We start from the raw sequence: 24,682 nt of genomic DNA on the forward strand, positions 1-24,682 counted from the left end.
CATTTTTCTCGCAGGGCCGAAAAAGCATCTTTTCATCGTGGATTTTCCGAACAACCGGCAGCCGATCGGCATCGCCGGCGATGGCATCGCACCGCCTCTCTACCAACCTAGAGAGGGGCCACGCTGAAGAATTGCTAATGCAGGTTGGCGGGACGCCGGAAATATGACTGCCTGTAATAAATATTGAAATCAAGCGCTTACACCACCTGACGCCTCGGCAAAGCCCGGGGCATCGGCTAAATTTCGGCATATAGCGGCGCAGATTTCAGCGGAAAAGCCCGATGCAGCCCGCCTTGCTCGGCAGGCTTCTCACCTCAACCCGATGATATATTTTGCGGAATCCTCGCCGTCCCGATTCAAGTCGCCAAAGGCTTCGCCGCATGCACCGACCTGTGTCGAAATGGTCGCACTCGGCTGGCTAATTAACCCTTCATAAAGCATTTGCTTGCTCAACTTATAATTTGTGTCATGGTCACTATAAGTAGCGAGGAGCCGACCGATGAGTGATATAGCATCGCATATCCCGGAATTTGGTTACGATGAGCGCGTCATGATCTGCCGGAAGCAGATCGAGAAGGCGGTCTATCAGTTCATTGCGAATACGAAGGTCGATGGATGCGACCCGGCGGAAATCGCTATGGCAATCGCCGACATCGCTGACGACTACATTCTACTGCTGGCCCAGAAGCGCAATTTGACCCACTGAGGTCCCGGATTGACGCCAGAACAGCCGATCGTCTCTGGGACGCGCGGAAGATGTTTCGCAACCACCTCCCGACAAAGGCAAAGCTGAAGCGACATAGCTGCTTTGCAAGATGGAATTCCCGCCGGCCCGCAAGAGAACGCCGGCATAAGAGGCCCACATCAGGCTTCGCACCTTCGCACTCCTCCCCTATTCGACTTGATCCTCCGCATGAACCAATTCCCGGCCATGGCTCGGCTGGCTGGCTGGCCCGCCGGCTCGGCTGATAGCGATCGACTTGGGCCACAACGCAAGCATGGTTCCGAAAATCTCAGACCTTCGGAACTGCAAGTGAATTTGAGGTGGTGGCGCGTCCTCTCGGGCGTTCTCTTCCAGAACGTGCCGCGCAAAACTGCGCGGCGGTGTTGCGCCTGCGGCGTGCGTGAAAACAAAATCTAAAGTGTGAGGAGCGAACCTGAAAGATGGCCTTAGTGGCTTCTCACACTCATCCGCGGAGCCGGGGAACTCAACTCGGCCATCTCGTTAGTCAGGCCCTCCCCCACTTCCTGCTTCACGGCCTCAAGCGCGAGATCGAGGCAATGCGTCGCAAACTGAAGATTGACGTCCTGAGCCACATGCCGCGCATAAGCGATCATCCGCGCAAGTGCGACGAGTTCGTCCAGACCGTCTTCCGCCCCTTGGTCTGTGTTTATCCTGGCAATCGATGTCACGCCCATGCCCATTTCTCCAACGAATTGAAGGAATGATACGCGGGTAAAGGTGAGCGAGCCCGTGAAAAAAGCGTGACACAACCCTTGGTGACAGTTGTCACATTCAATTCACAGCGCCGGTCGCGTTCGAAACGAGGTCTCGTGCAGCTTCCACGACAGGTCGACATTGGCGCGCCTGTCGTCCGCTTCCCGCACGGCCTTCAGCAATTCCAGGGCGTCGATGCGTTTTTGATCGACGGAATTCGCAAGAAGTGCCGCAAGCAGCGGCTGACGATCCCACTCGGCAATGCCTGCGCATCGTTCCACGATCGTCCGCCACGTCCGCTTCTTGAAGAATATCGCGGCTGCGGCCTGTTCGATCTCTTCGCGTTGGCCGTGTGCGAGCAGCCCACTGCCCTCCATCGCGTCGAGCGTTGCGCAGACATTGACGAGAGGAACGGTCAGCGGCTTGCTGCCAAGCGCGCTCGGCGCATGCGTGAGGGCGACGGCAGCGTCATCGACAAGCCGGCCGGCGCGATAGTCCTCGAAAATGCGGCCGATCCCGATCATGCCGAACGGATGGCATTCGGCGGCCCGCAGCGCGCCCATGCTTGCCGCCCCCAGAACCGCGACGCCAAGCGAGAGGGCATGGAGAATTTCCTTGTGCCAGACCGGCGCCACATATTCGAAGCCGCCGTCGATCAGGCCGATAACATTGGCGCCCTCTCCCACCACCGCCAGCACATCGCCTTGCGTCGCAGGCGGCAGCACACGTATCCCATCGCCGGACAGCGAGGCCGCATCGGGAAGACTGGGACCTGCGAAAATGATCTTCAAAACCCGATCGCCCTCGCAAGCGCCCTCGTTCCAAATCGCCTGGCGCGCTCGCCCTCCGGATTTTCAAGTTCGGGGATGACGACCTTGACGACGCTGAAGGGAAGCCTCTCGTCGCTGAGGCGCACGACCACGACCGAAGCGACCGCTCTGTGTCGCAGCGTATCGAGCACGTGCTGCAGCAAGAGCGGCAAATCCTGTTGCGCCCCGTCACGGCCGATGGCGGCAGCGGTCCGCGCGGCGACCGCGTCGAAAGCCCGGCGCATGAACGGCGGCAACAATCCTGAGAACGTTGCCGGAGAAATATCGTCCCGGGCACCGCTGATATAGGTGAGCCGCGACTGCACCGCCTCCGTCACCGCCCGGATGGCCGCCCGAACGGCAGATGGATGCGCCCCCGTGCCGCCGGTCACCTCGACCAGGCGGATATCCCTCTCGCTCTTGATGTCACCCGGGCCGAGCATGGCAGTAAAACACGGGATCGCGATATCGCTGGTGATGTCGAAGAGCCTGAGCGCCAGGCCCGAGGTTTCGATCCTGTCGATCAGCCCGGTGAGCGCTGGATCCTCAAAACCCCGGGGATCGACGCAGCGGGAATAGCGATCCGCCTCCCTGCCCACCTGCCAAAGCACATGGGCGTCGCGCTCGATACGTTCCAGCACGCCGTGAAAGATCGCCTCTTCGAGATTGTTTCCCGATGCCAGGCCATCCGACGACATCCAGTATCGGGCGTCGCGCGTGCGGTCGAGCACCACCGCTTCGAGGGGGATATGGATCGTGTCACCGGTGAGGATGTTGCGGCCGGCGACCCATTCGGTCTCCTCGTCCGGCCCGAGATCGGGCTTATGCACGGCGATCAGGCAGTCCAACCTGTCGACCGCGCAACCCATCGCCTGCAGACCGGAAGCCGAGCCACGGACGAGTTCGACCGAGGGTTCGCCGGCAACGGCCCGTTCGAGGGCTTCCATGACGGTCGATACCTTGGCGTCGAGATCGGTGAGGCCCTTCCCTTGCGCGATCACGATCGACCGGGAGTTCGGGGCATAGGCACACCAGACTGGGATGCCGATATCGTCAAGTCCGGTATGGCGCGCAACCCTTGTAATGCCGAACCGCATCAACAAAGGTTCGACGCGGGAAAGGGTTTCCCGCGGCGAGATGATCCTGTCGGAATATATGATCCGCTGAAGATGTGTCAGAACGCCGGCTCAGCCGTCGACGTGACCGGAAAGGGCGACCTGTACCGACGAAACGGCGACGGAGAGGTCGACATTGTTGACGAAGGTGCCGCCCGTTTTACGCAGGTCGTTCACGGTCGCCAGATCGCCCGTGGGATTGAGAGGCTTGACGGTGCCCGCACCGAGATCGGCAAGCCAAAGACCTGCTTCGCCCGGTATTCCTATAATGACTGCCTTTGCCATGTAATGCCCCTAAGTGATTGTTAAAAACCAGCCCTCAACAGGCCCTCCCGATAAAGCTCTTTTTGCCATTGTTCCTTGAAGGGAACGATGGCGAGCCACTTCTCGACGTCGAACACCGGGTTGATGCTTTCGGCGCGCTGCCGATGAAATAGCGCCCGTTTTCGATCGCCGATCATTGCGCAACTGGCCGCCGCGATGCGATGGGCCGGCGCTTTGTCTTTCATCGCCTCGACATAGGCGATGGCCTCCTCATACTGCTCCAGGAAGAAGCTCGCTCCCGCGGCACACCAGAGATAGGCGTCAGGCGCGATCGGATTGAGCGAGATCGCCTTGGTGATCTTGGCGAGCGCATCGCCGGGGCGCGATGCATGCACGAGCGTATCGGCATGGCTGTAGATGACATCGGCAAAATGCGGGCTGAGTTCTTCCGCCAGATCAAGTGCTGCGACACTGGCATCGACATCGCCGAGATAGAGCTTGGTGACTCCGAGCTCGCGATATCCTGCCGCCGATGCCGGATCCCGCTCTATGGCGCGAAGCGCATGCTGCTCGGCCATATGCAGCAGCTCGTTGTTTCCCTGCGCCGTCACGAGCCATTCGCTGGTGAAGGTCCTCGCCAATCCGGTGAAGGAGGCAGAAAAGTCCGGCGTGTGCGACAGCGACTGTTTGAACGCCTTCCTTGCTCGCCGGATATGCGGCAAGGTCAATTTGCTCATCAGGCTCGAGCCGACGAGATAGGAGTGATAGGCCTGCGGATTGGCTTCGAAACGCAGCCGCTCCTCTTCGTTCTCGGCCAGCTCGCTCGCCACCGACAAGGTCAGCTGCTGCGCGATCAGCCGTCTCTGCCGCGGCAGCGTATCAGGCCTCATCGCAAAGCGATTGGCCCAGATGATCTCGTCCGTGGGGAAGTAAATCAACTGGGCGAATAATCCCTCTTCGGAGAACCGCGTATCCAGGAGATAGGCGATCGAGTGCCGGGCGACGACCGCCGCCTTCTCGGAATCACGACGGATTTGTCCCGCCGTATGCGGCGCGACGATCGAGATGTTTCTGAGCGCGCAGAGTTCAATCGTGACGTCTTCGATGAGCGCGTTCGCAAGCGCAAGCCCGGCATCGGCATGTTTCGATGTCGGGGGAAGCAGCACGAGACGAGGCAGGATCGGCGGCACCGCCGATACGCGACCGATTTCGGCGAGTGCCGGGCCGTCCGGCTCGGAAGGCTTCACCTCTACCCTTGCGCGGCCAACGCCGTTCGGCAATTTCTCGCCGAACGATGATCCGCCCGATAGCTGGTGCAGCAAAGCCCTGACCTGTTCGTCGTTCGGATCCCGTTCGAGGATCTGCAGCGCTGTGGTGGAAATGATGCGCACGTCCCCGGAACTTTGCACGGCGGGCAGCGCGTCCAGCAGTGCCTGGCGCAATTGCAGCGCCTGGGCGTCCCGCTGCGCCCTCATCCAGGCGTCTATCGGCTTGGTTGCCGGTTTGATATTTCCGATGAACCCGCGCTGGGTCAGTTCGGCGATCGCGTTCAGCCGCTCCAGCGGCGGACCGTCGGCTCGAAAGACATCGAGGTCGCTGGAAACCGCCTGCCCGTTGAGCCGAACGGTGCTCGCGGTGAAATCGAAAGGGATTTCCGCCCGGGCGCCATCCACCTCGCGGATGCGGGATAGCAGCTTGCGCAAATTGAGCCGCGCCTGCTCAGGCTCGACGTCGCTCCAGAGAAACTGAGCCAATTCATACCGGCTGAGTTCGTGGCTCGTGCCGGTGTAGAGATGGGCCATCATCAACAGGCCCTTGATCGGATAGCGAACCAGGTCGCCATTCGTTTCGATCAACCGCAGATCGCCGAATGTCTGCAGATGAAGCACGATCCGTCCTCAGCCGTTCGCTACGGGATCCTGCAATTCAGCGTCGATATCGGGCAATCCCGCGACCGCGAGGCTCTTGGCCAACGCCACCAGCTTTTGCCTGATATTCGGGTCCTCGATGGCGATGAAAGCCTTGTTGAGCGCGAGCCCCTCTTTCGAGGACAAAAACTTGTTCAACTCGCTCGTCTCGCCTTCGATCGGTCCGGAACCCTCGTTTTCGAAAAAGAAGCCGACGGGCACGCGAAGAATCTCGGATATGCGCTGCAGCCGGCTGGCGCCTATCCGGTTCGTTCCCTTTTCATATTTTTGGATTTGCTGAAAGGTGATCCCCAGAAGCTCAGCCAAACCGTGCTGGGTCATCCCGAGCGTCTTCCGTCGAACTCTTACACGATTGCCAACATAGACGTCGATCGAATTAGGCGATTTAGCCTTCATATGCGTAAGTCTCCCGCTTTATCAGCACGCCCAGCTGTATAATGGAGAGTTTAAGCAAGAATGCAACTAAAAGTAAATATTTCGTAAGGGATTTTTTCGCTGTTTCGCACGGTAAAAAACAACCTGTGGATTATTATAGGCGTGTGGAGCCGGACGGCGCGGCATAGCCGGCGGGCGGGAGATCTCCCGCCCGAAGCCGGCTGACGCCCAAGAGCCCCCGTTTATAAGGGCTTCTGGGCAACGGCGATCATCGACTTGGCGAAAGCCGGAATCCTTCCGACATACTCAAAGCGAATATTGTCGAAACCACTATCCGTGAGCAGCGTGCTCAACGTGCTTTTCGACCAGAACTTGATATGTCCATGGTCTCTCAATGGCATGAAGTGATCATCCATCTTTCCGACGGCCGCCAAAGCGAGGTTCTTCAGATAACCATGATAGGGCGTCGACATGACGGCAATGCCGCCCGGCTTGACGAGATCGTACATCGTCGAAGTGAACGACTTCGGATCATAGACGTGCTCGACGACCTCGAGGCTGATCACGGCATTGAACGTGCCATATTCGCTGGAAAGGTCGTCATAGGCCGAACCGAGGTTCAGCGGCAGTTCGGGATAGTTGATCTTCGCCTTGTTGATGCCATCGCTTGAAGGATCGACCCCGACGACGGAATATCCCTTTTCCGCAAGGGCTGCTGCCGCTCCGCCGGCTCCACATCCCAAATCAAAGACGTCGTTTTTGGCAGAACCATCGAAATGGTCTCCCAGCACGTCGAATACGGTAGGCAAGATGTAGGAGTGTGCGGTTGCCGGTTTGGCGTGAACGTAGGTGGTTGCGTCTAGCTCGACAGACATATCCTCTCCTTTCCGGTTGCACGCCAGACCCTATCGAAAAATACGTCGAAAATTTGATGAAACCCTCCAAGCACAAAGGATATCCAGCCGCGACTTATAGTTTAGACATGAATATAAAATCGTTTTGCGCGAAAACAAAGTTTAATAAAGAAGAAAATTCAATGAAAGAAGATAGCAATTCTACACTAATTTAGAATCAACATAAAAATGGAAAATTAAATCCTATAGAAAGTCAAAAAAATCTATACAAAAGCCCGAAGAAACGGAACTCCCATTGGTTGCCCCACGAACCTGATGACGGATCGTCCGATATCTCGCGCGGAGATTGTGTGCCGCTGTATTGGAGATTCTTGACTGAAATGGTGTTAAAGCGGCGCCAGCGAAATCTATAGCCGGCCCCATCCGAAGAGGAGGCGAAAAGGCGCCCAATTGCCGACATGAAGCCAAAGATATTAACGGATGAATGTATACTGCCGGATTTAGACAGCCCGATCGAAAACCTTCTCGCGTACCGGAGAAGACAAACTTGACCGATTCGTCGCCCGCATCTGCGAAACAGCCGGTGAAAAAACCACGGATTCCCGTGGTTTTCTGGTTGTTGCTGACGATTTCCCTGTCGCTCGTCATGGGCACGGTTCTTCTTTCGAACGACATGAAACACTTGAAGGCGGTCGGCCATTACTTCGGCTTCGATCTCTTCCCCAAGGAGCTGAAACCGCCTCCACCCAAGGCCCTTCCCCGCCCGGCGCCTCCTGTCGCCTTCAAGCTCCCCCTGCACGTCATCGAAGCGCCGGCAGTGCAGGCAGCCTCGGCTTTCATGCGCACATGGCGGATATCGGGGCCCGCGATGTGCGCGGCCCTGCGCGATGCCGGCATTCAAACAAGCGACTGGGCAGCGGCAAGCTTCAACGCAGACACATACGAGTGTTTTTTCGAGCATAGCGGCAAGCGTGAGAAGGATCAGCTTCCGAACTCCGTCTTCGTCATCGTTCGCGGCGACGCCGCCGGCGCGATCAACAATATGCGCGTGAAAATCGTCAATCCGCAGACTGACCAGAATGGCCAGCTCGATCCCGGCATCCTGCGAATTTTCGAAATTTTGCTGCAGCAACCGCAATGGCTCGATTTCCACGAGGCGCTGAATGCCATCAAGAACCTGAGGGACGTCAAGGAAGACGGCTTTGGAGCCAGCATCAACTTCACCCGCGAAGTGCTCAATGCCGGGCGTTACAATTTTACCCTCTCGCTGGATGCGGTTTCGCCCCCCCAGAAAAGAACGAGAAATTATTTTTCCGACAGACGATGGCTTCCAGCGCCGGACCCTGTGGCCGAGGCGCAACTGGAACCGGAACCTCAGTCTCCCGACGCCGGGACGACGCCAGAAAGTTCGGAACATCGGCAGTAGGTTTTCGGCCGCATATCTCGAGCCGATTGCTCAGGCCATGTGGTTTGCGGCGTGGTGCCGGGACAGAAGCTTATAAAGTTCAGTCAGGCTGTCGGGACCAGGCTGCTCGGCGCTGTCGCCGCCTGCCAGCCGCCAGACGCGCTCGACGTTGAGATCCTGCGTGACCTGGGCGAGATCGTCCTTCAGCGAGCGAATGACGCTCTCTGATTGCCGCAGCCGCCGCCACGTCCTGACGAGCACGATCAACAGGATGAGAATGACGCTTGCGACGGCGCAAACGATGGCCGCGAACTGCCTGATATCGAGGAGGAACAGGTCGTTTCGAACGGTCGCCATAAAAAAAGCTGCATTATGAACTGCCATATGAAAATAGCTCATCAGATAGCTAAACCAATCTTCCATCACGAGCTTCCTCCGCGGCGAGTTTATATCTTGGAATGCGCGGAAAAGTCTAGAAGATACTGACGTCACCGCGCTCACGGGAAGTATGTTTGAAGTTGCACTATTCTATTGATTTTAAAACGAATCTACGGCGGACCGTTGCCGGCGGGCCTGGTTGTTTACTTCGAATGCAGGCCTGAAACCAACAATGAGAGATAGAATGAATAGAAGACGTTTCCTCGCCTCCGTTCCGCTTGCCCTGTTATATGCACGTGCGGGCGGAGCGCTGGCTCAACTGCCACCCGCCGCGGGCCTGCGCGCCCTTGCCGATGGGAAATCGTTCCGCTTCGGTTCGGCAATCGATCCACAGGATATAACCGATCCGGCCGCTTCCCAGATCTTCATCGAAAACGTCAATTCGATCACGCCGCGAAACGAACTGAAGTGGAATGCGACGGAAAAGCGTCCCGGCGTTTTTTCCTTCGCCGACGCGGACCGCATGGTTGCATTCGCCCGAAAAAACAACATGCGGGTTTATGGACATACGTTGATCTGGTATCGCGTGCCGGACTGGGTGTCCGCCATCACCGACGCGCAGACCCTTCGCACCGCGATGAACCGTCATATAAAACAGGTTGTCACTCGCTATAAGAGGTCGATCGATGCTTGGGACGTGGTGAACGAGCCGTTGGAATATGATGCGCCGGACCTGCGGGATTGTGTTTTCCGACGCCTTCTTGGCGACGACTATATTCGTATGAGTTTCGATATGGCGCACGAGGCCAATCCCGGCGCGACGCTGGTGCTTAACGAAACGCATCTGGAGAAAAAGTCCGACGTGTTCGAACAGAAGCGTGCACGGGTTCTGAAGATCGTCGAGGATCTCGTCGCGAAGAAGACGCCGATCGGCGCCGTCGGGCTGCAGTCGCATTTCCGACCCGGTTTCGATCAGATCGACCCGGAAGGAATGGGACGCTTCTGCGCTGCGCTGAAGGACATGGGTGTCGGCGTTTTCATCACGGAACTCGATGCGTCCTGCCACTTCCTCAAACGCGAAAAAGGCTTCGCGCCGGCGTCCTATGCGGAGATATTCGGGGACGTGATCACTGTCGCCGCTGAACGCGGTGACTTGAAAGGCGCGACCGTATGGGGCATGTCGGAAAAATACGGCGTACGTGACGAGAAGGATTCCGATCCCAATGCCGCATGCACGAAGCGCGTTAATCTTTACGACGAAAACAACGATCCGAGAAGTTCGGTCGACGGCATCAAGCGAGCGATAGAGGCGATGTGAATCGCGCAACACAACGGAGATGCGAATAGATTCATGAGAAAAGCCGTTATTTATGTGGAAAAATTTTTGCCTGCCAGCCAGGCATTTGTTCTGAACCAGGCGGTGGCATTTCGTTCCTTCGAAGCTGAAATTCTTGCCGGTTCGCGAATCTCTTCCGCCCATACGAAAAAGTCCTCCGTGCCGGTTCACGACATCCGTCGGTCTCCCGTTGCCCGTGCCGGCGAACTGCTTCTGAAAATCCCGCAGATCGGCCTGCCCTCCCTCTTTCCGGCGATCGGCAAGGCCGATCTCGTTCATGCGCATTTCGGCAAGAACGGTTATGTCATCGGCCCCCTGGCACGCGCCGCCGGCAAGCCGCTGGTCACGACGTTCCATGGCTTCGATGCCACCTATGGCGGCGATCCGAAAAAGCCGGGCGGCTTCAACCAGGTGCGGTTCTTCGCCAAGGGGCGCCGGGAAATGGCCGGCTGGAACAGCTGGAACATCGCCGTTTCCGACTTCATCCGCGACCGGCTGCTGGCGCTCGGTTTTCGCGCCGACCGGGTCTATCGCCACCATATCGGCATCGATCTCGATCTCTTCAAAATGGAGCCCCGTCCACGAAAAAAGGGATTGGTGGTTTCCATCGCCCGTTTCGTCGACTATAAGGGCCACCGCTTCATGATCGACGCGCTTTCGCGCGTGGCGGCAGCGGGCACCCCGGTCGAATTCGTCATGGTCGGCCAGGGTCCGTTGAAAGAGGAAATCGAGGCCTTGGCGCGTCGTTCCTTGCCAAGCGTCACGATCCATGAAAATCTGTCGCAGACTGAGATCAGGGATCTGCTCGCCAGTGCGGAACTCTATCTTCATGGCAGCGTGACCCTCGATAATGGTCACGCAGAAGCGTTCGGCCTCGCCAATCTCGAGGCCGAAGCCGTCGGTACTCCGGTCGTCGCATTCCGCTCGGGAGGCGTGGGCGAAGCGATCGAAGAGGGGAAAACTGGTTATCTCGTGGAGGAGCGGGATGTCACGGGAATGGCGGATGCGGTCGGAAGGCTGCTGAACGACCAGGCCCTGTGGACAACCTTCAGCGCGCGGGCACCGCATCTGGTGGCCGAGCGTTTCGACATACGTCGCCAAACGGGGATGCTCGAGGACTATTACAGTTCCGTGCTTGACCAATTTTCCAGCCGGGGTCGGACTTGATGGTGCAGACAGGAAAGAAGCCGAAGTGGGGCCTGAACGTGTTTCGGCCGCTGCGCGACGGCATCGTAAGGGCCAAGTGGCTCTACTATACAAAATTCTGGGGAATGGACATCGATCCGACAGCCAGTTTTTCCCTCAGCGTGCGGTTCGACAAGACCAATCCGAAGGGTCTGCACATCGGCGCCGAAACCTATGTCGCCTTTGAAGCTGCGATCCTGACCCACGATCTCACGCGCGGCCTCTACCTTCACACGCGGATCGGTCGGCGCTGCTTCATCGGCGCGCGCAGCATCATTTTGCCGGGCGTCGAAATCGGCGACGAATGCGTCATCGGCTCCGGCTCGGTGGTGACCAAGAGTGTGCCGCCGCGCTCGCTCGTCGCCGGTAATCCGGCAAAGATCATCCGCAGCGACATCAAGATCATTTCACGTTACGGACGCATGGAACGCGAGGACGAAGCGGTCTCGCAGATCGTGACGCAGTTGCCGACAGGAGAAGCACGATGAAGATGTTTGCCTATCGCGGGAAACATGAGAATTTTGGCGACGAGCTGAACCATTGGCTTTGGGAGCGCTTGCTGCCCGGCTTCTTCGACGACGATGAAAGCCAACTCTTTCTCGGCATCGGCTCGATCCTCTACGACAATTTCGACCCCAACATCCAGAAGATCGTCTTCGGCTCGGGTTATGGCGGCTACACCAACCCGCCTAAAGTCGACGGCAACTGGACGTTCTACTTCGTGCGCGGCAAGAAGACCGCCGAAATTCTCGGCATCGACCCGAGCTACGCCATCGGCGATTCCGGCATCCTCACGCGCAGCTGCTGGGATGCCAAAAGCGTCGAGAAGCGCTATCCTGTCTCCTTTATCCCGCACTATGAAAGCGCCATGCACGGCAGCTGGGATAAGGCCTGCGAGCTTGCCGGCGTCCATTACATCGATCCGCGCTGGTCGGTGGAAAAGGTTCTGACCGAAATCAGCGCATCGCATAAGATCGTCTCCGAGGCGATGCATGGCTGCATTATCTCAGACGCATTGCGGGTTCCCTGGCGGGCGATCCGTCCGATTGCTCTGGAAAATCGCGCCAAGTGGTATGATTGGGCGAGCGCGCTTGATCTGGAGATCGATTTCGATCCGATCGGGCCGTCGAACCTCGTCGAAGCAGGAGCGTCGCTGGTACCGAAAAACAGCTATCTCTGGAAGAACATAACGTTCCGCCGCCGCCGCATCCTGCAGCTGACCGGCAACTATGTCTTCGGATCGACGGTCAAGACGCTGCAGCGGGTCGCGCAAAAGCCCGGCCAGCTCAGCAGCGAAGAGGCTACGGTCAATGCGCATAACAGGATGCTGCGGGAACTGGAGCGGCTGAAGCAGGATTTTTCCAGGAAAGCGGCAAGCGCCCTGTGAGGGCGCAAACCGGTTTCGTGAAGAGGCAATAGGCATGATGCTTTCCAACCCCATCACTTCTGTCCGCTCCCGAAAGGAGCAGACGTATTTTCGACAGGTATACGGCCCTCTTCAATGGTCGATGTCCTCCACCTCAGGAGCCGTTCGCCCATGAGCAATGTTACCGATCGATTGATCCAGGGCAGCATATGGCTGAGCCTGTCCCGCGCCATCGTCAACGGGCTTTCCGCACTCAGCACCTTTGTCCTGGCTTGGTACCTCGCCCCTTCCGACTTCGGTCTCGTTGCCATCGCAACGACGATCCAGGTCATCCTGAGTTCCGTCACCGAACTTTCGCTCAATCAGGCGCTCATCCGCCACGAATCTCCCAGCGAGGTTCATTTCAGCGCGGTTTGGACATTGAGCGTGACGCGAAGCGCGATCTTGGCGCTGTTGTTTGCGGCCAGTGCCCTCCCAATCGCCGAATTTTATAACGAGCCCCGGCTGACAAACGTCATGCTGGCTCTGAGTTTCAGCTTGCTGCTGAGCGGCCTCGCCAATCCGCGGCGCGTCATGCTCCAGCGTGACCTGATTTTCTGGCAGGAATTCGTGCTCAACGTCTCGCAAAAGCTGGTTGGCTTTGTCGTGACGGTGGCAATTGCCGCTATCTATCAGAGTTACTGGGCACTCGTTATCGGCACGCTCGCCTACCAGGTGACCAATATCATCGTGTCCTACACCGTGTTGCCGTTCTGGCCGCGCATAACCTTCCGCCACGCACGGGAATTGTTTTCCTTCTCGGCATGGCTGACGGCAGGACAGATCGTCAGCACTTTGAACTGGCGGATCGAATATCTGCTGATCGGCAAGATGCTGGGTTCCACGGACCTTGGACACTATACCGTCGGCAATACCCTGGCGACCCTGCCGACCCGTGAAGCCACGGCGCCCTTGAACCAGACGATTTACCCCGGCTTTGCAAGAGTGCGCAACGACCCGGCCCGGCTGATCGCCGCCTACCAGCGCGCTCAGGCGCTTTTGGCTGCAGTGGCGCTTCCGGCCGGAATCGGCACGGCGGTCGTGGCCGATCCGCTCATCCGGCTGGCCCTGGGAGAGAAATGGGTTCCGGCCATCTTCATGGTGCAGACACTCGCATCGATCTTTGCGCTGCAGACCCTTGGTTCCCTGGTTCAGCCATTGGGAATGGCAAAGGGAAATACCAAGCTGCTGTTCATCCGCGATGCACAGATGCTGGTGCTTCGTGTACCGATCATCGTCGCCGGTCTCATTTTTGCCGGACTTCCGGGCGTTATCTATGCGCGAGTACTGTCGGGTTTGATTTCCACGGTGGTCAACATGCTTCTCGTCAAGCGTTTGATCGGTCTGCCCTTCTTTCAGCAACTTGCGGCAAACTTCCGCGCACTGGCCAGCGTCGCCTTGATGGCCGCCGGCGTTTGGGGATTATCATATCTTCTCAATACCCCCGCCGACAGGTTGGTCTCGGCCATTCATCTGGCTATACTGATTATCTCAGGCGGTGTGATCTATTCCGGTTCCAGTTTTGTCCTTTGGCTGCTGATGAAGAAGCCAAATGGCCCGGAAGCCGACGTCCAGCGTATCGTTGCCAAGACACTGTCAAAAGCCAAACGTGTTGCCGTGCCCAAGTCGGCCTAAAAGGCCAACGAACATCAACAAGAGAGGCAGAATGACCAGTCAATCCAGATCGGAACTGATCGCGAAGCTGAATGGCATGATTCATGATTGCCTGAAAGACTATGTCTCACGCGATGAACCGCTTGCCATTCTCGACTTTCCGGACATCCGCAATTGCGGCGACTCGGCAATCTGGCTGGGCGAGATGGCCTATCTCAGGGATCGTTTCGGCAAGCGTCCGGACTATGTTTCGAGGATATCGGACTTCTCCGCCGACGATCTGAAAAGGCGGGTTCCGACCGGTCCGATCTTCATCCACGGCGGCGGCAATTTCGGCGATATCTGGGTTGCCCATCAGGATTTCCGTGAAGCGATCATGGAGCGTTTTCCGGATCGGCAGATCATCCAGTTCCCGCAGTCGATCCACTACAATTCGCCTGAACGCATCGAGCAATCGGCACGCGCGATCGCGCGCCACAAGAATTTCGTCCTGCTGGTGCGAGACGAGGAATCAAAGGAGTTTTCCGAGAAACACTTCGACTGCACGGTGCGGCTCTGCCCCGATATGGCCTTCGCCATCGGTCCGCTTCCCGATAGGACAACGCAAATTTCCGTCCTCGCCATGTTGCGAGAGGACGCGGAACGCGTTGGCGGCACCGATCGCAAGATCCCTTCCGATATTCCTGTCGAGGATTGGATCACCGAGTCGAAACGGAAGGTGGATATCGCCAAGAAATTGGGAGCGGCTTCGGCTTATCTGGCACTAAAGCCGCGCGAAGTTGCATTGCGCCGGCTTGATGCCGCAGCCCATAACCGCTTCGAGCGCGGCATCAGCCAGATCTCGCGGGCCCGGGCAATCGTGACCGATCGCCTGCACGTTCACATCTGCTCGCTGCTGCTCGGCCGCCCGCATGCGGTGCTGGACAACAGTTACGGAAAGATCCGCCGCTTCATGAATGCTTTTTCCGGCGGAACGGATCTCTCATACAAGGCAACATCGTTAGAAGACGGAATTGAATGGGTACGGCGTCAGGCCGGATAGGCACTGGCGACGGATGACAGAGACGCTACGAACTCTATCAGGAGGTAGTTCGATGACACTTGTCACCTTCATTATCCCGGTCCGACATCAGGACAATGCCAGCGATTGGAACAAGCTGAAGGAACATTTGACCCAGACCGTGGCCTCTATTTCCAACCAAACCAACGGAGACTGGCAGGGAATCGTTGTGGCAAACGAAGGCGCCGATCTGCCGGACCTGCCGGAGAAATTCGACGCCGTTCGCGTCACCTTTCCTCCGAACGACATGCATGAATTCGAAACGGGAAGCAGAGAGGCAGTCCTCGATGCCTTCCGGGCAGACAAAGGCCGTCGCGTTCTCAGCGGCATGATGAATGCCAAGGACAGCCGCTTCTTCATGATTGTCGATGACGACGATTTCGTCAGCTCCAGAATTGTCCAGTATGTTTCCGAACATCAGGATGCCAACGGATGGACGATCGACCATGGTTATATCTGGGACGATGGAGGCCAGCTTCTTTTCGGCTACGACGACTTCAGCCATCTTTGCGGCACTTCGCTGATCATTCGCGCAGACCTCTATAAGCTGCCGCAAGAGTTCGAGGACGCTTCGCTCGAATGGATCAAGTCGATGCTGGGAAGCCACGTCCGCATCGCGAACATCCTTGCCCGGCGTGGTACGCCGCTTGAGGAATTGCCATTTCGTGCCGCCATCTACCGCGTCGGCCACGGCGAGTCGCATAGTCGAGCGCCAAGCCTGTTACGGCAATATTTCCTCAATCGCACAGCACTTGCCAAACCACGGCGATGGTTGCGTGATTTTCGCAAACTGAGAGTAATCGGTAAGAATCACAAGCGCGAGTTTTTTGGCGAAAAACGGTCGAAGCCGATGTAAGGAACTGATCCTTGGAAGCGCAATCGCTGATGAATGCAAAGCCGTTCGGAAAATTACGATGAGCAATGTGAAAGTAACGATACTTTTCTCCACTTATAACGGCGCTAAGACTCTGCCCAGCATGCTCGACGCATTATGCGCTTCCACCTTGCCGAAGGACGAGTGGAAAATCGTCGCCGTCGACAACAACAGCAAGGATGACACTTCCAAAGTCCTGAAGTCCTATCAGGACCGGCTGCCGCTGGAGGTTTATTTCGAGCCCAAACAAGGCAAGCAACACGCACTGACGCTGGGCTTCCGCCATTTGGAGGGCGATCTCGTCATCCTGACCGATGACGACGTGATCCCCGAGCCGGATTGGATCGAGCAGTTCGTTGCCTTGGCAAACGAACAGCAGGAGTTTGCCATATTCGGCGGTCTGATCATGCCCGAATGGGAGGAAAAGCCCGGACCGCTGCTGATGAAATATGGGCATCTGGGCATCCTTTATGCCCTCAACGATGACCTTCCCGAGGGGCCGATATCCGCGGCTCTGATATCTGGGCCGAATTCGGCCTTCCGCCGTTCCATATTGGGGCCAGGCTATATCGTTCACGATGGCCTCGGTCCGGATGCCACGATCGCCCAGTTTCCGATGGGCGAAGATACCGCCTTCGCCATGAGGCTGGAACGGAATGGCGCCCGAGCCTTTCATTCGCAGCGCCCGAAGGTTCGCCATATTGTCAGGAAGGGCTATGTCGAGGAAGGCTGGGTTTTGCGGCGCGGAGAGCGCTACGGCATGGGCCTCGTCATCATCCGGCCGAACCTCTTCGACAGCAAGGCAAAGATTCGTGGCCTTCCCATCGGCAGCGCCTTGAGCTGGCTTGTCATGGCGCCGGCAAGCTTCATTCTGAGGAGCCTTCCCCAAAGCGGACTTCGTTTCAAATTGCTCTGGGCACAATCGGTGAGACAGGGAATCCTGCGTCAATTCCTGAAGCAGCGAACGATACCGAACGGCATGGTCTATTCTCGGATCGGTGCCGACAAATGAGGGTATTGCATCACGTTGGCGTCGCCGGGAAATGCTCGGACATGATAGGCAAGACCATTATTTTTCGCAGTTCACGAGACAGGTGGATTTGATGACGGCTCCCAGAATCAGTGTCGTCTTTTCGTCCTTTAACGGCGCCGGACGTCGCCTCCGGCAAATGCTGGATTCCATGCTGACGCAAAATTTTCCCTTCGAACAATGGGAACTGATTGCCGTCAACAACAACAGCAGCGACAATACCCAGGAGCTTCTCGAGCAATATACGAGTAGGCTTCCCATGACCGTGATCAACCATCCGCGCCCGGGAAAATCCGGAGCCATGAACGCGGCTTTGGCGAAAGCCCGGGGAGCGCTCGTCGTTTTTACCGATGACGACATCGAAGCAGACGTGACCTGGTTGAGCACGCTTGCCGCCTGCGCAGATGCCCACCCGGATTTTGGCGTCTTCGGCGGCGGCATTCTTCCAAACTGGGAGCACTATCCGCGCGGCAACCCGCTGCTGGAATGGATCCCCATGGGATCGACCTTCGCAATAGCCGACCGGGAGGCCAGCGGCCCTTGTGATCCGACAAAAATTTGGGGACCGAACACCACGGTCCGTCGTGAATTGCTTGGCAGCAATGTCCGTTTCCGTGAGGATATCGGGCCTCTCCCCGGCGGTCTTTTTGCGATGGGAGAGGATACGGAAATCGTCAGCCGCCTTTCGCGGACCGGCGTGAAAACATACCGCTGCGCCGAGGCCATCGTTCATCATTGGATTCCGGCCTCGAGCGTTACGGAAGCCTGGGTGCAGAAACGCGGAGAACGTCTGGGTTACGGAATGCCGGCGCTTTTTGGCGAGGACGTTCCCAAAGGTGTCAGGATCGCGGGAGTTCCCTTGAGAACCTGGGTTGAAAGCGCCAATTGGGCGGCGCGGGCGGCTCTTTTCTATCCGTTGCGGAGCTCGAAGAAGCGGTTCTGGGCGATCTGGAAATATTATTATATGCGCGGCTACCGCGCCGGGATTCGCCGATATGCGCCGGCGGGAGATCGTTCTCGACAACTGACGCAGGAGATTGCGCATTGAAAATCTCGGTATTGATCAACAATTTCAACTATGCCCGTTATCTCGGCCAATGCATCGACAGCGTTCTCTCCCAGGTTTATCCCGACTTTGAAGTCATCGTGGTGGATGACGGATCGACGGACGATTCCCGCCAGATCATCGCCGCCTATGGCGATCGGATCGTATCGGTCCTAAAGGAAAACGGCGGCCAGGCCTCGAGCTTCAACGCCGGTTTCGCTGCCGCCGGCGGCGATATCCTCTTTCTCCTCGATGCCGACGATGCGTTTATGCCCGGAAAACTCGCGCGGATTGCCGAGATGTACGACCGCAACGAGATCGACTGGTGCTTCGATCGCGTGACCACCAATGAAAGCGACCAGCCTCCGGCGGAGCTGCAGGTGACGCTCTTTGACAAGCGGGAAACGCTTCGAAAGGGCGGTTTTCCCTCGCTTCCCGTTCCGACATCGGGCCTGAGCTTCCGTCGCAGCCTGCTGTCCCAGATCTTGCCGATGTCGGTCGCCAAGGATGTCGTCCTCAGCGACAACTACATCAAGTTTGCCGCCGCCTATCTCGGTCGCGGCGCCATCGTCGAAACACCGCTGACCTTCCAGCGCATTCATGCGTCGAACCGCTACACCGGGACGAGCAGGGCAAAGACGTTGCGTCCGCGGATCATGATCGCGACGGGGCTGGAATTGGCGCGCCGCTATGATGGGCTGCAAGCGCTGGGCAAGAGTCTGGTGGCCGGCGGCATTGCCGAAACGACATCGCTGCTGAAACTTCGAAGCGAAGCGCGCAACACTGTGGCCGGCGGTCCGTTCGGCGATGACGCCGCGACCGAAGTGGCCTTGATGGCGGCGCGCAAGCGTTTGGGAAATATGCTGCGGAGAGGACAGGCATGAACCAGCAAGAGACCTTCCCGCATCGATCCGCTGGCACCGTGACGAATACCGCGCCATTGAACATTGCCGTCGGCGTGCTGACCTACCGACGTCTGGACGGGATTGCCAAGCTGCTTGACGTCATGACTCGCCAGATCAGGCACTCCGCCCGCCCCTATCATCTCACCATGGTGATTGTCGACAATGATGCTGCCGGCAGCGCAAGGGCGACGGTGGAGAGCTTTGGCCAAACTGGCGCCTATGATCTGATCTACGTCGTCGAGCAGAACCAGGGCATACCCTTTGCGCGCAACAGAGCGCTGGATTCGGCGCCTCCCGGCACCGACCTTTTTTGCTTTCTCGACGATGACGAATGGCCGGTCGACGGCTGGCTGGATGCAATGCTGGAAACCCGCGGGAAAAACCGCGCCGATTGCGTCTACGGTCCGGTCCAGCCGGTCTATCCCGAGAACCCGCCGGAATATTTCATCAAGGCGCGGGTCTTCGAACGCAAGAAGAACCAGGACGGTCAGCGCATCAACTACGCGGCCTCCAATAACGTCATGTTCGATTATCCCCTGATCCGCTCGTGGAATCTGCGTTTTGAAGAGAAGATGCGCTACACCGGGGGAACGGACTACCTGTTCTTCAATCAGGCTATCCGCCGTGGCATGCAGGTTTTCTGGGCTGACAAGGCGCTTGTCTATGATATCGTTCCTGCGAACCGGATGACCTGGAAGTGGGTGTTGCAGAGACAGTACCGGCTCGGCAATACCTTCGCGGTCAGCGAGGTCCTACATGGCAACCTCAAGCGCAGGATCTACCGCGCGGCCTATGGCGCCTCGCGAGTGGCGCTCGGGCTGGTCATGCTGCCGGCCATCTTGATTTCGCCTTACTGGGGCATGCGGGCCCTCACCCACGTCCTGCGTGGCGCCGGTATGGTTAATGGAATTCTCGGACATGCATACCAGGAATATAAGCCCAATGCCGCCCTCTAGTATCGTTTGCAGGAGCGTCTTCGGATGAGTTACGGCCCTTCTTATGCTCCAGACGGAGAAATCGATCTGACGCAATACGCCGCGAGGCCGCGTCGTGGCATCAAGAAAGAGACGCTGGTCCGCGGGCTCCTCACGGTCATGCTCTATGTCACGCTCTTGCGGGCAACCGCCATGTGGTATGGCTACCCATCAGTTTTCGATGAAGATGCCGCTGTGGATCCGCTTCCGCAGAAGCTGATGCTATACTCGCTGATTCCGATGATCGGCCTCTACTTCTTCCTGGAGCCAAATCGATTTCTTTCCTATTTTCGGAGAATCCCGGTCCTCGTCATCGTTGTCGCCGGCTTTTCACTGATATCCATTGCCTTGTCGATTAGTTTTGGCGCATCCGCGCGCGGCATCGCCGCCGTGGCGATATTGACGATCGGCCCACTCCTCTACAGACATCGCTACGGCAGTGTCGAAACGTTCAGGCTGCTTCAAAACTTCGCCATCGTCGCAGCCTTTGCCAACGTCTTATATATAATTGCCTTTCCGCGTTTTGCCATCATGGGTGGCTCCTATGCCGGGATGGTCAAAGGGCTATTTTATCATAAAAACACGATGGGACAGTTCTTTGCCGTCGCGTTCATTGTCGTGATTTCGATTGGGCTGCCGCCCTCCAGGCTTCGATATCGGACGTTGTTTCGCTGGGCAGCTTTGTTGCTGATGCTTTTGCTGGTCGCCGTCTCGCGCTCGTCGACAGCCGTTGTCATGTTGGCAATGGGCCTTGCGACGCTCGCTGGTCTGAAGATGATGTTCAAGATCGGCAACTCCGGCGTGCGATCGTTCTTTCTGTTGTTTCTCTGCCTCGTGCTCGGCTTTATGGGCGCTTCCGCCTATCTCGGTGCTGCGCAGTTGATTGCTGATGCCTTCGGCAAGGATTTGACATTCTCCGGACGAACGAACATCTGGGAGCAGTTGATTCCACTTATCTATGCCAACCCTATTTTTGGATATGGTTTCGCTCTGTTTCGACAACCAGATATCATGGAGCAATTCGTACACGTAACGTTCGATGCACGATCGACGCATAACACCTATCTGGAACTCGCGCTTAATATCGGAGTGCCAGGAACGGTGGCCTGGGTTGTGTTTTTGTTCAAGCGCCTCGGGCAACGGATTACCACCGTCTCGGCAGGCGCGGCGCTGAACGAAGTTCAAGCGAAAGAAGTCGCGGTCATCCTTATGATTATGATCGGCGCAATGATGGAGGCTGGCCTGATGTTGGCCCCCGTCGTACTTTGGCCGCTGATGGTGGTATGTTTGCCTAAAGATTCTTCGCCCAGTTCCTTCAGGCCCAGGCCGAGAAAGGCAGCCCTGCCGAATTCTCGTCGAAGACTGGCGGTATGATTTTGATTTTAAAACGCTGGCTTCCGACTGGAAGTGTCGAGTATCGGAACAGTGGTGGTTGTTTTAAGATGAACCGGTGTTTTGCGTAATTCTCAATATGAGGTCCTAATCTATGGCTGAGAAAAAATTGAAAGTTCTCGCGGCCTCCTCCGGAGGCGGCCATTGGGAACAGCTGATGGCCATGCGCGGCGCGTTCGAAGGCTGCGATATCGTCTTTGCAACGACCATCCCTGGGCTGCTTGCCAAATACAACATTCGGGGCGGGCTCGTCCTTCCCGATTGCAGCCGCGACTCGATTACCATGTCGATCCGGTGCTTTTTCAGCGCCTTCTATATCGTCATCAAGCACAGGCCCGATGTTGTCATCTCGACTGGTGCCGCGCCCGGGCTCTTTTGCCTGCTCGCCGGCAAATTGACGGGCAAGCGGACGATCTGGATCGACAGCGTTGCCAATGTCGAGAAGCTGTCCCTGTCGGGCAAACTGGCCGGTCATATTGCAACGCTCTGGCTCACGCAGTGGCAACATCTCTCGCGGCCGGATGGCCCGCATTATGCAGGAGCGGTCCTTTGATCCTCGTCACCGTCGGAACGCAGCTGCCGTTCGATCGCCTCGTCAAGGCCGTCGACACCTTTGCAAGGGATTTGACCAGACCGGTTCTGGCCCAGATCGGCAAGGGCACCTACACGCCCCAGAACATGAAATGGATCAAGAATATCGAGCCTGCGGATTTCGATAGCGTCTTTCGCGACGCGTCGGTTATCGTCTCTCATGCGGGGATCGGCACTGTCCTCACGGCAAAACGTTTCGGCAAACCGATCATTCTCGTTCCGAGGAAGGCGGCCCTCGGCGAGCACCGAAACGATCATCAGCTCGCCACGGTGAGCCAACTCGTGGGCCGGCCCGGCATCTATGTTGCCAATACCGATGACGAACTCAAAAACTATCTTCTCGAGGAACTGGATAGTCCCTCTCACGAAGATCCGTCCGAGCTCGGACGCACGTCGCTTGTCAATTACCTGAAAGGCTATCTCGCGGCCGGCTGAGCGACAACAGTCGCAGTCACCCCGGCAAGGGAAGGATCTTCATCCGCCGCAATCGCCGCCGGCGATATGTTTGACAAGTTCCGGCACGATGATCCTGGAAGCGGTGTCCGGCAGGGGATGCGCACCGTCGGGAATTGCCGCCGCGAGTTCCGCTGCCGGCAGACGTTCCCAGTTGGGACGGTGATCGACGAATTCCAGGCCACGTTGCTGTGCTTCCGCCTGATGGGCCGAGATGTAGCTTTCGACAAAGGGACGGATCAGGCCGCGCAGCCCTGAAAACGGATTCATCGCCATGACGATAATCCGCGCCCGCGGCACGCGCTGCCGGAGCTGATCGAGGATCTCACCGATATCCTGCCGGCTTCGCGAAAGCGATACGAACCGCTGCAAAGTTGCGTCATTGGCGTAAAGCTCGATCAGGATGATGTCGGGCTGCTCGGCGACGACGCGATCGATTTGGGTCAAGGCCCATATGGTCGTCTCACCGCTTTTTGCAACGCTCACGACGTTCACCGGCCGCTGAAGGCAGGCTGCCAGATCCTTCTCGAGTGCGGGCTGCCAGCCTCCGCGAGCCGTCAAGGACGTCCCGAACGCCACGATTTTCAACGGCGGAAGATTTTCGGCATAACCGCCTTTCGGCGCCGAGAACGTCACGAGGCACACCAAAAACAGCAACAGTCCATTCGCCAGCCGTCTCTCAATGGGCATCGCTCGCCAAAGCCGCAAACCTGTCATGGAGAGACCATATCCCGGCGGAAACGATACGTCACGCGGCAGGCCGCCATTTGGGAGAATTGTTACATCCTTCCCAAAGCCGTCCTATGCAGCTTGAGGCAATGTCATCGACACGTCGCCTCAAGCCTGCCCCAACACGACAAGAATGAACCGCAGCTCCAACTCGGCGGATGATATGAATCATCTGATCGCAGCGCCCCGCAACGATCAGATGGTCTCCAATCACTCCTCGCGGAATACGTGCTGCATCTGATCGGTCAGCGGTTTCGTGAGATAGGAGATAACGGTCCTGTCGCCGATCTTGATGAAGACTTCGGCCGGCATGCCCGGATAGAGCTTGATCGACTTCAGCTTCGCCAGGCTTTCAGGCTTCGGCTTGACACGAACGGGATAGTAGCTGATGCCCGTCCGCTCATCCCGGACGATATCCGGCGCAATCGAGGTGATCTCGCCGCTCACATCAGGCGTCGTACGCTGATCGAAGGCGCTGAACCTGACATCGACGGATTGGCTGACGTGAATCTGGTCGATGTCGCGGGTCGCGACCTTCGCCTCGACCGTAAGATCGTCATTTTCGGGAACGACGAGCATCAGTGTCTGACCGGGATCGATGACGCCGTTGACCGTGTGAACCGCAAGCTCGTGAACCCGCCCGCTCAATGGCGCGGTAATGTCGAGACGGTGGAGCTGATCGAGCGCAGTTCCACGCCGCTCTTCATATTCGGCGATCTGTGCTTCGACGTCGGTCAGGTCCTTGGCGATCTCCGAACGACGATCCTCATCCAGCTGGATTGTCTGACGGTCGAGCTCGATCGACTTACCTTCGGCCTCGGCCTTGGCCGCGATTTCCTGGCCGCTGTTACCCTGGAGATCGGCGCGTGCGCGCTTCAGCTGATTCAAACGCTGAAGCGTGACGAGACCTTTCTTGTAAAGAGTATCGACGCCTTCAAGTTCCTGTTCGATCAGGCCGAGGGAATCATTGGTCGCGTTGATCTGAACGACCAAACCTTTGATCTGCTCGGCCAACTGATCCTTGCGCGACGCCAGCTGGCTCTTCATGCCCACAAGTGCCGACCTGCGGCTGTCGAACAGCTTCTGCTCGCCGTCGAGCAGCTTCTGCGCCGACGTGCTGGATGTCAGATCGCTGATATTTTCCTCGACCTCGAAGGATTCGGCGCCGATCCGTTCCGCTTTGAGACGGGCACGGCGCGCATAGAGCTGCGCGAGCGTGCTCTCGACGATCGAAAGCTGGGCCTTCGTCGTCGTCCCATCGAGCCGTATCAGGACTTGGCCAGCCGTCACATGGTCGTTCTCGGCGACCAAGAGCTCTGACACGATACCGCCGGTCAGGTGCTGGATCTTCTTGACATCGCCATCGACGACGACGACGCCCTCGCCGATGACGGCGCTCGAAAGTTCGGTCGTCGCCGCCCAGCCGCCAATGCCGCAAACGAGTGCGATAGACAGGGCCCCGACAACCATGACATGGCGATGGAGCGAGCGCTTCGATTCACTAGTGACTTTAGTCAAATTAC

General features: G+C 57.6%; 26 protein-coding genes. 16 read left to right on the top strand and 10 right to left on the bottom strand.

Translation table 11 applies throughout. From position 1 onward, the window contains the following. Positions 1–499: 499 nt before the first annotated feature. Positions 500–706: a hypothetical protein gene (locus NE852_RS16870; RefSeq protein ID WP_008535854.1), complete on the top strand. Its 207-nt coding sequence runs from the start codon at positions 500–502 to the stop codon at positions 704–706. Positions 707–1,170: 464 nt separating this feature from the next. Here the strand turns inward: NE852_RS16870 and NE852_RS16875 are convergent, their stop codons facing one another. The 7 genes from NE852_RS16875 to NE852_RS16905 all read right to left on the bottom strand — a co-directional run bounded on the left by NE852_RS16875 (position 1,171) and on the right by NE852_RS16905 (position 6,804). After that, entirely contained in the window at positions 1,171–1,419 is a 249-nt protein-coding gene (locus NE852_RS16875; protein ID WP_008535855.1) for a hypothetical protein, read from the bottom strand. A gap of 102 nt (positions 1,420–1,521) precedes the next feature. Continuing rightward, positions 1,522–2,229 (bottom strand): TfuA-like protein, encoded by a 708-nt coding sequence (locus NE852_RS16880; RefSeq protein ID WP_008535856.1) that lies wholly within the window; start codon positions 2,227–2,229, stop codon positions 1,522–1,524. Beyond that, complete coding sequence (locus tag NE852_RS16885) at positions 2,226–3,386, bottom strand: YcaO-like family protein (protein ID WP_037175341.1); 1,161 nt, start codon at positions 3,384–3,386, stop codon at positions 2,226–2,228. Before NE852_RS16885 ends, NE852_RS16880 begins: the two co-directional genes overlap by 4 nt. A gap of 48 nt (positions 3,387–3,434) precedes the next feature. Continuing rightward, positions 3,435–3,647: a hypothetical protein gene (locus NE852_RS16890; protein ID WP_008535858.1), complete on the bottom strand. Its 213-nt coding sequence runs from the start codon at positions 3,645–3,647 to the stop codon at positions 3,435–3,437. A 20-nt stretch (positions 3,648–3,667) separates the two neighbouring features. Continuing rightward, positions 3,668–5,515, bottom strand: a complete 1,848-nt coding sequence (locus NE852_RS16895; protein ID WP_008535860.1) for a peptide antibiotic resistance protein — start codon at positions 5,513–5,515, stop codon at positions 3,668–3,670. A gap of 9 nt (positions 5,516–5,524) precedes the next feature. After that, positions 5,525–5,950 carry a helix-turn-helix domain-containing protein gene (locus NE852_RS16900; RefSeq protein ID WP_258155863.1) on the bottom strand — a complete coding sequence of 142 codons (426 nt, stop codon included), beginning with the start codon at positions 5,948–5,950 and terminating at the stop codon, positions 5,525–5,527. A gap of 221 nt (positions 5,951–6,171) precedes the next feature. Beyond that, positions 6,172–6,804, bottom strand: a complete 633-nt coding sequence (locus NE852_RS16905) for a bifunctional 2-polyprenyl-6-hydroxyphenol methylase/3-demethylubiquinol 3-O-methyltransferase UbiG (RefSeq protein WP_008535869.1) — start codon at positions 6,802–6,804, stop codon at positions 6,172–6,174. A gap of 526 nt (positions 6,805–7,330) precedes the next feature. Between NE852_RS16905 and NE852_RS16910 the strand changes: the two genes are divergently transcribed. Next, positions 7,331–8,209: a DUF6030 family protein gene (locus tag NE852_RS16910; RefSeq protein WP_008535870.1), complete on the top strand. Its 879-nt coding sequence runs from the start codon at positions 7,331–7,333 to the stop codon at positions 8,207–8,209. Between the two features lie 30 nt (positions 8,210–8,239). Here the strand turns inward: NE852_RS16910 and NE852_RS16915 are convergent, their stop codons facing one another. Continuing rightward, positions 8,240–8,611, bottom strand: coding sequence for a hypothetical protein (locus NE852_RS16915; RefSeq protein ID WP_008535871.1), 372 nt, complete (start codon positions 8,609–8,611; stop codon positions 8,240–8,242). 199 nt (positions 8,612–8,810) lie between these two features. Here NE852_RS16915 and NE852_RS16920 point away from each other — a divergent pair, with 199 nt between their 5' ends. From NE852_RS16920 to NE852_RS16985, 14 genes are all read left to right on the top strand, one after another. Further along, a complete protein-coding gene (locus NE852_RS16920) occupies positions 8,811–9,884 on the top strand; it encodes an endo-1,4-beta-xylanase (protein WP_008535872.1) in 1,074 nt (357 codons plus the stop codon). Between the two features lie 33 nt (positions 9,885–9,917). Next, positions 9,918–11,069, top strand: coding sequence for a glycosyltransferase (locus NE852_RS16925; protein ID WP_008535873.1), 1,152 nt, complete (start codon positions 9,918–9,920; stop codon positions 11,067–11,069). After that, the gene (locus tag NE852_RS16930) at positions 11,069–11,575 is read left to right on the top strand and encodes a DapH/DapD/GlmU-related protein (protein WP_008535874.1); all 507 of its coding nucleotides are present in this window, start codon (positions 11,069–11,071) and stop codon (positions 11,573–11,575) included. The genes NE852_RS16925 and NE852_RS16930 overlap by 1 nt, the downstream gene beginning before the upstream one ends. Next, positions 11,572–12,474, top strand: a complete 903-nt coding sequence (pssM, locus tag NE852_RS16935) for an exopolysaccharide glucosyl ketal-pyruvate-transferase (RefSeq protein ID WP_008535876.1) — start codon at positions 11,572–11,574, stop codon at positions 12,472–12,474. Before NE852_RS16930 ends, pssM begins: the two co-directional genes overlap by 4 nt. A 150-nt stretch (positions 12,475–12,624) precedes the next feature. Continuing rightward, positions 12,625–14,127, top strand: a complete 1,503-nt coding sequence (locus NE852_RS16940) for a lipopolysaccharide biosynthesis protein (protein WP_008535877.1) — start codon at positions 12,625–12,627, stop codon at positions 14,125–14,127. Positions 14,128–14,158: 31 nt separating this feature from the next. Further along, positions 14,159–15,148, top strand: coding sequence for a polysaccharide pyruvyl transferase family protein (locus NE852_RS16945; RefSeq protein ID WP_008535878.1), 990 nt, complete (start codon positions 14,159–14,161; stop codon positions 15,146–15,148). A gap of 52 nt (positions 15,149–15,200) precedes the next feature. Beyond that, complete coding sequence (locus NE852_RS16950) at positions 15,201–16,022, top strand: hypothetical protein (RefSeq protein ID WP_008535879.1); 822 nt, start codon at positions 15,201–15,203, stop codon at positions 16,020–16,022. A 58-nt stretch (positions 16,023–16,080) separates the two neighbouring features. Further along, complete coding sequence (locus tag NE852_RS16955; RefSeq protein WP_258155864.1) at positions 16,081–17,052, top strand: glycosyltransferase family 2 protein; 972 nt, start codon at positions 16,081–16,083, stop codon at positions 17,050–17,052. A 91-nt stretch (positions 17,053–17,143) separates the two neighbouring features. Next, positions 17,144–18,118, top strand: coding sequence for a glycosyltransferase family 2 protein (locus tag NE852_RS16960; RefSeq protein ID WP_008535882.1), 975 nt, complete (start codon positions 17,144–17,146; stop codon positions 18,116–18,118). Further along, positions 18,115–18,999, top strand: coding sequence for a glycosyltransferase family 2 protein (locus NE852_RS16965; RefSeq protein ID WP_008535884.1), 885 nt, complete (start codon positions 18,115–18,117; stop codon positions 18,997–18,999). The genes NE852_RS16960 and NE852_RS16965 overlap by 4 nt, the downstream gene beginning before the upstream one ends. Continuing rightward, entirely contained in the window at positions 18,996–19,976 is a 981-nt protein-coding gene (locus NE852_RS16970) for a glycosyltransferase family A protein (RefSeq protein WP_008535886.1), read from the top strand. The genes NE852_RS16965 and NE852_RS16970 overlap by 4 nt, the downstream gene beginning before the upstream one ends. Before the next feature lie 24 nt (positions 19,977–20,000). Then, the gene (locus NE852_RS16975) at positions 20,001–21,368 is read left to right on the top strand and encodes an O-antigen ligase (RefSeq protein WP_008535888.1); all 1,368 of its coding nucleotides are present in this window, start codon (positions 20,001–20,003) and stop codon (positions 21,366–21,368) included. 112 nt (positions 21,369–21,480) lie between these two features. Then, on the top strand, positions 21,481–21,939 hold the full coding sequence (locus NE852_RS16980) for a glucuronosyltransferase (protein WP_008535890.1): 459 nt from the start codon (positions 21,481–21,483) through the stop codon (positions 21,937–21,939). Continuing rightward, complete coding sequence (locus tag NE852_RS16985; RefSeq protein ID WP_008535892.1) at positions 21,936–22,412, top strand: glycosyltransferase; 477 nt, start codon at positions 21,936–21,938, stop codon at positions 22,410–22,412. The genes NE852_RS16980 and NE852_RS16985 overlap by 4 nt, the downstream gene beginning before the upstream one ends. Positions 22,413–22,451: 39 nt before the next feature. Here the strand turns inward: NE852_RS16985 and NE852_RS16990 are convergent, their stop codons facing one another. After that, positions 22,452–23,147, bottom strand: a complete 696-nt coding sequence (locus NE852_RS16990) for an SGNH/GDSL hydrolase family protein (protein ID WP_258155865.1) — start codon at positions 23,145–23,147, stop codon at positions 22,452–22,454. A 222-nt stretch (positions 23,148–23,369) separates the two neighbouring features. Continuing rightward, the gene (locus tag NE852_RS16995; protein WP_037175360.1) at positions 23,370–24,677 is read right to left on the bottom strand and encodes an HlyD family type I secretion periplasmic adaptor subunit; all 1,308 of its coding nucleotides are present in this window, start codon (positions 24,675–24,677) and stop codon (positions 23,370–23,372) included. Positions 24,678–24,682: the final 5 nt, after the last annotated feature.

The sequence above is a fragment of the Rhizobium sp. Pop5 genome (assembly GCF_024721175.1).
In the GTDB taxonomy this organism is placed as follows: Bacteria; Pseudomonadota; Alphaproteobacteria; order Rhizobiales; family Rhizobiaceae; genus Rhizobium.

Bases quoted from the DNA above. Each gene is read 5' to 3' on its own strand.
- NE852_RS16870 (WP_008535854.1), top strand. From the start codon at position 500: ATGAGTGATATAGCATCGCATATCCCGGAATTTGGTTACGATGAGCGC.
- NE852_RS16980 (WP_008535890.1), top strand. From the start codon at position 21,481: ATGGCTGAGAAAAAATTGAAAGTTCTCGCGGCCTCCTCCGGAGGCGGC.
- pssM (WP_008535876.1), top strand. From the start codon at position 11,572: ATGAAGATGTTTGCCTATCGCGGGAAACATGAGAATTTTGGCGACGAG.
- NE852_RS16875 (WP_008535855.1), bottom strand. From the start codon at position 1,419: ATGGGCGTGACATCGATTGCCAGGATAAACACAGACCAAGGGGCGGAA.
- NE852_RS16955 (WP_258155864.1), top strand. From the start codon at position 16,081: ATGAGCAATGTGAAAGTAACGATACTTTTCTCCACTTATAACGGCGCT.
- NE852_RS16900 (WP_258155863.1), bottom strand. From the start codon at position 5,950: ATGAAGGCTAAATCGCCTAATTCGATCGACGTCTATGTTGGCAATCGT.
- NE852_RS16970 (WP_008535886.1), top strand. From the start codon at position 18,996: ATGAACCAGCAAGAGACCTTCCCGCATCGATCCGCTGGCACCGTGACG.
- NE852_RS16905 (WP_008535869.1), bottom strand. From the start codon at position 6,804: ATGTCTGTCGAGCTAGACGCAACCACCTACGTTCACGCCAAACCGGCA.
- NE852_RS16960 (WP_008535882.1), top strand. From the start codon at position 17,144: ATGACGGCTCCCAGAATCAGTGTCGTCTTTTCGTCCTTTAACGGCGCC.
- NE852_RS16945 (WP_008535878.1), top strand. From the start codon at position 14,159: ATGACCAGTCAATCCAGATCGGAACTGATCGCGAAGCTGAATGGCATG.
- NE852_RS16930 (WP_008535874.1), top strand. From the start codon at position 11,069: ATGGTGCAGACAGGAAAGAAGCCGAAGTGGGGCCTGAACGTGTTTCGG.
- NE852_RS16990 (WP_258155865.1), bottom strand. From the start codon at position 23,147: ATGACAGGTTTGCGGCTTTGGCGAGCGATGCCCATTGAGAGACGGCTG.
- NE852_RS16890 (WP_008535858.1), bottom strand. From the start codon at position 3,647: ATGGCAAAGGCAGTCATTATAGGAATACCGGGCGAAGCAGGTCTTTGG.
- NE852_RS16925 (WP_008535873.1), top strand. From the start codon at position 9,918: ATGAGAAAAGCCGTTATTTATGTGGAAAAATTTTTGCCTGCCAGCCAG.
- NE852_RS16975 (WP_008535888.1), top strand. From the start codon at position 20,001: ATGAGTTACGGCCCTTCTTATGCTCCAGACGGAGAAATCGATCTGACG.
- NE852_RS16950 (WP_008535879.1), top strand. From the start codon at position 15,201: ATGACACTTGTCACCTTCATTATCCCGGTCCGACATCAGGACAATGCC.
- NE852_RS16920 (WP_008535872.1), top strand. From the start codon at position 8,811: ATGAATAGAAGACGTTTCCTCGCCTCCGTTCCGCTTGCCCTGTTATAT.
- NE852_RS16940 (WP_008535877.1), top strand. From the start codon at position 12,625: ATGAGCAATGTTACCGATCGATTGATCCAGGGCAGCATATGGCTGAGC.
- NE852_RS16915 (WP_008535871.1), bottom strand. From the start codon at position 8,611: ATGGAAGATTGGTTTAGCTATCTGATGAGCTATTTTCATATGGCAGTT.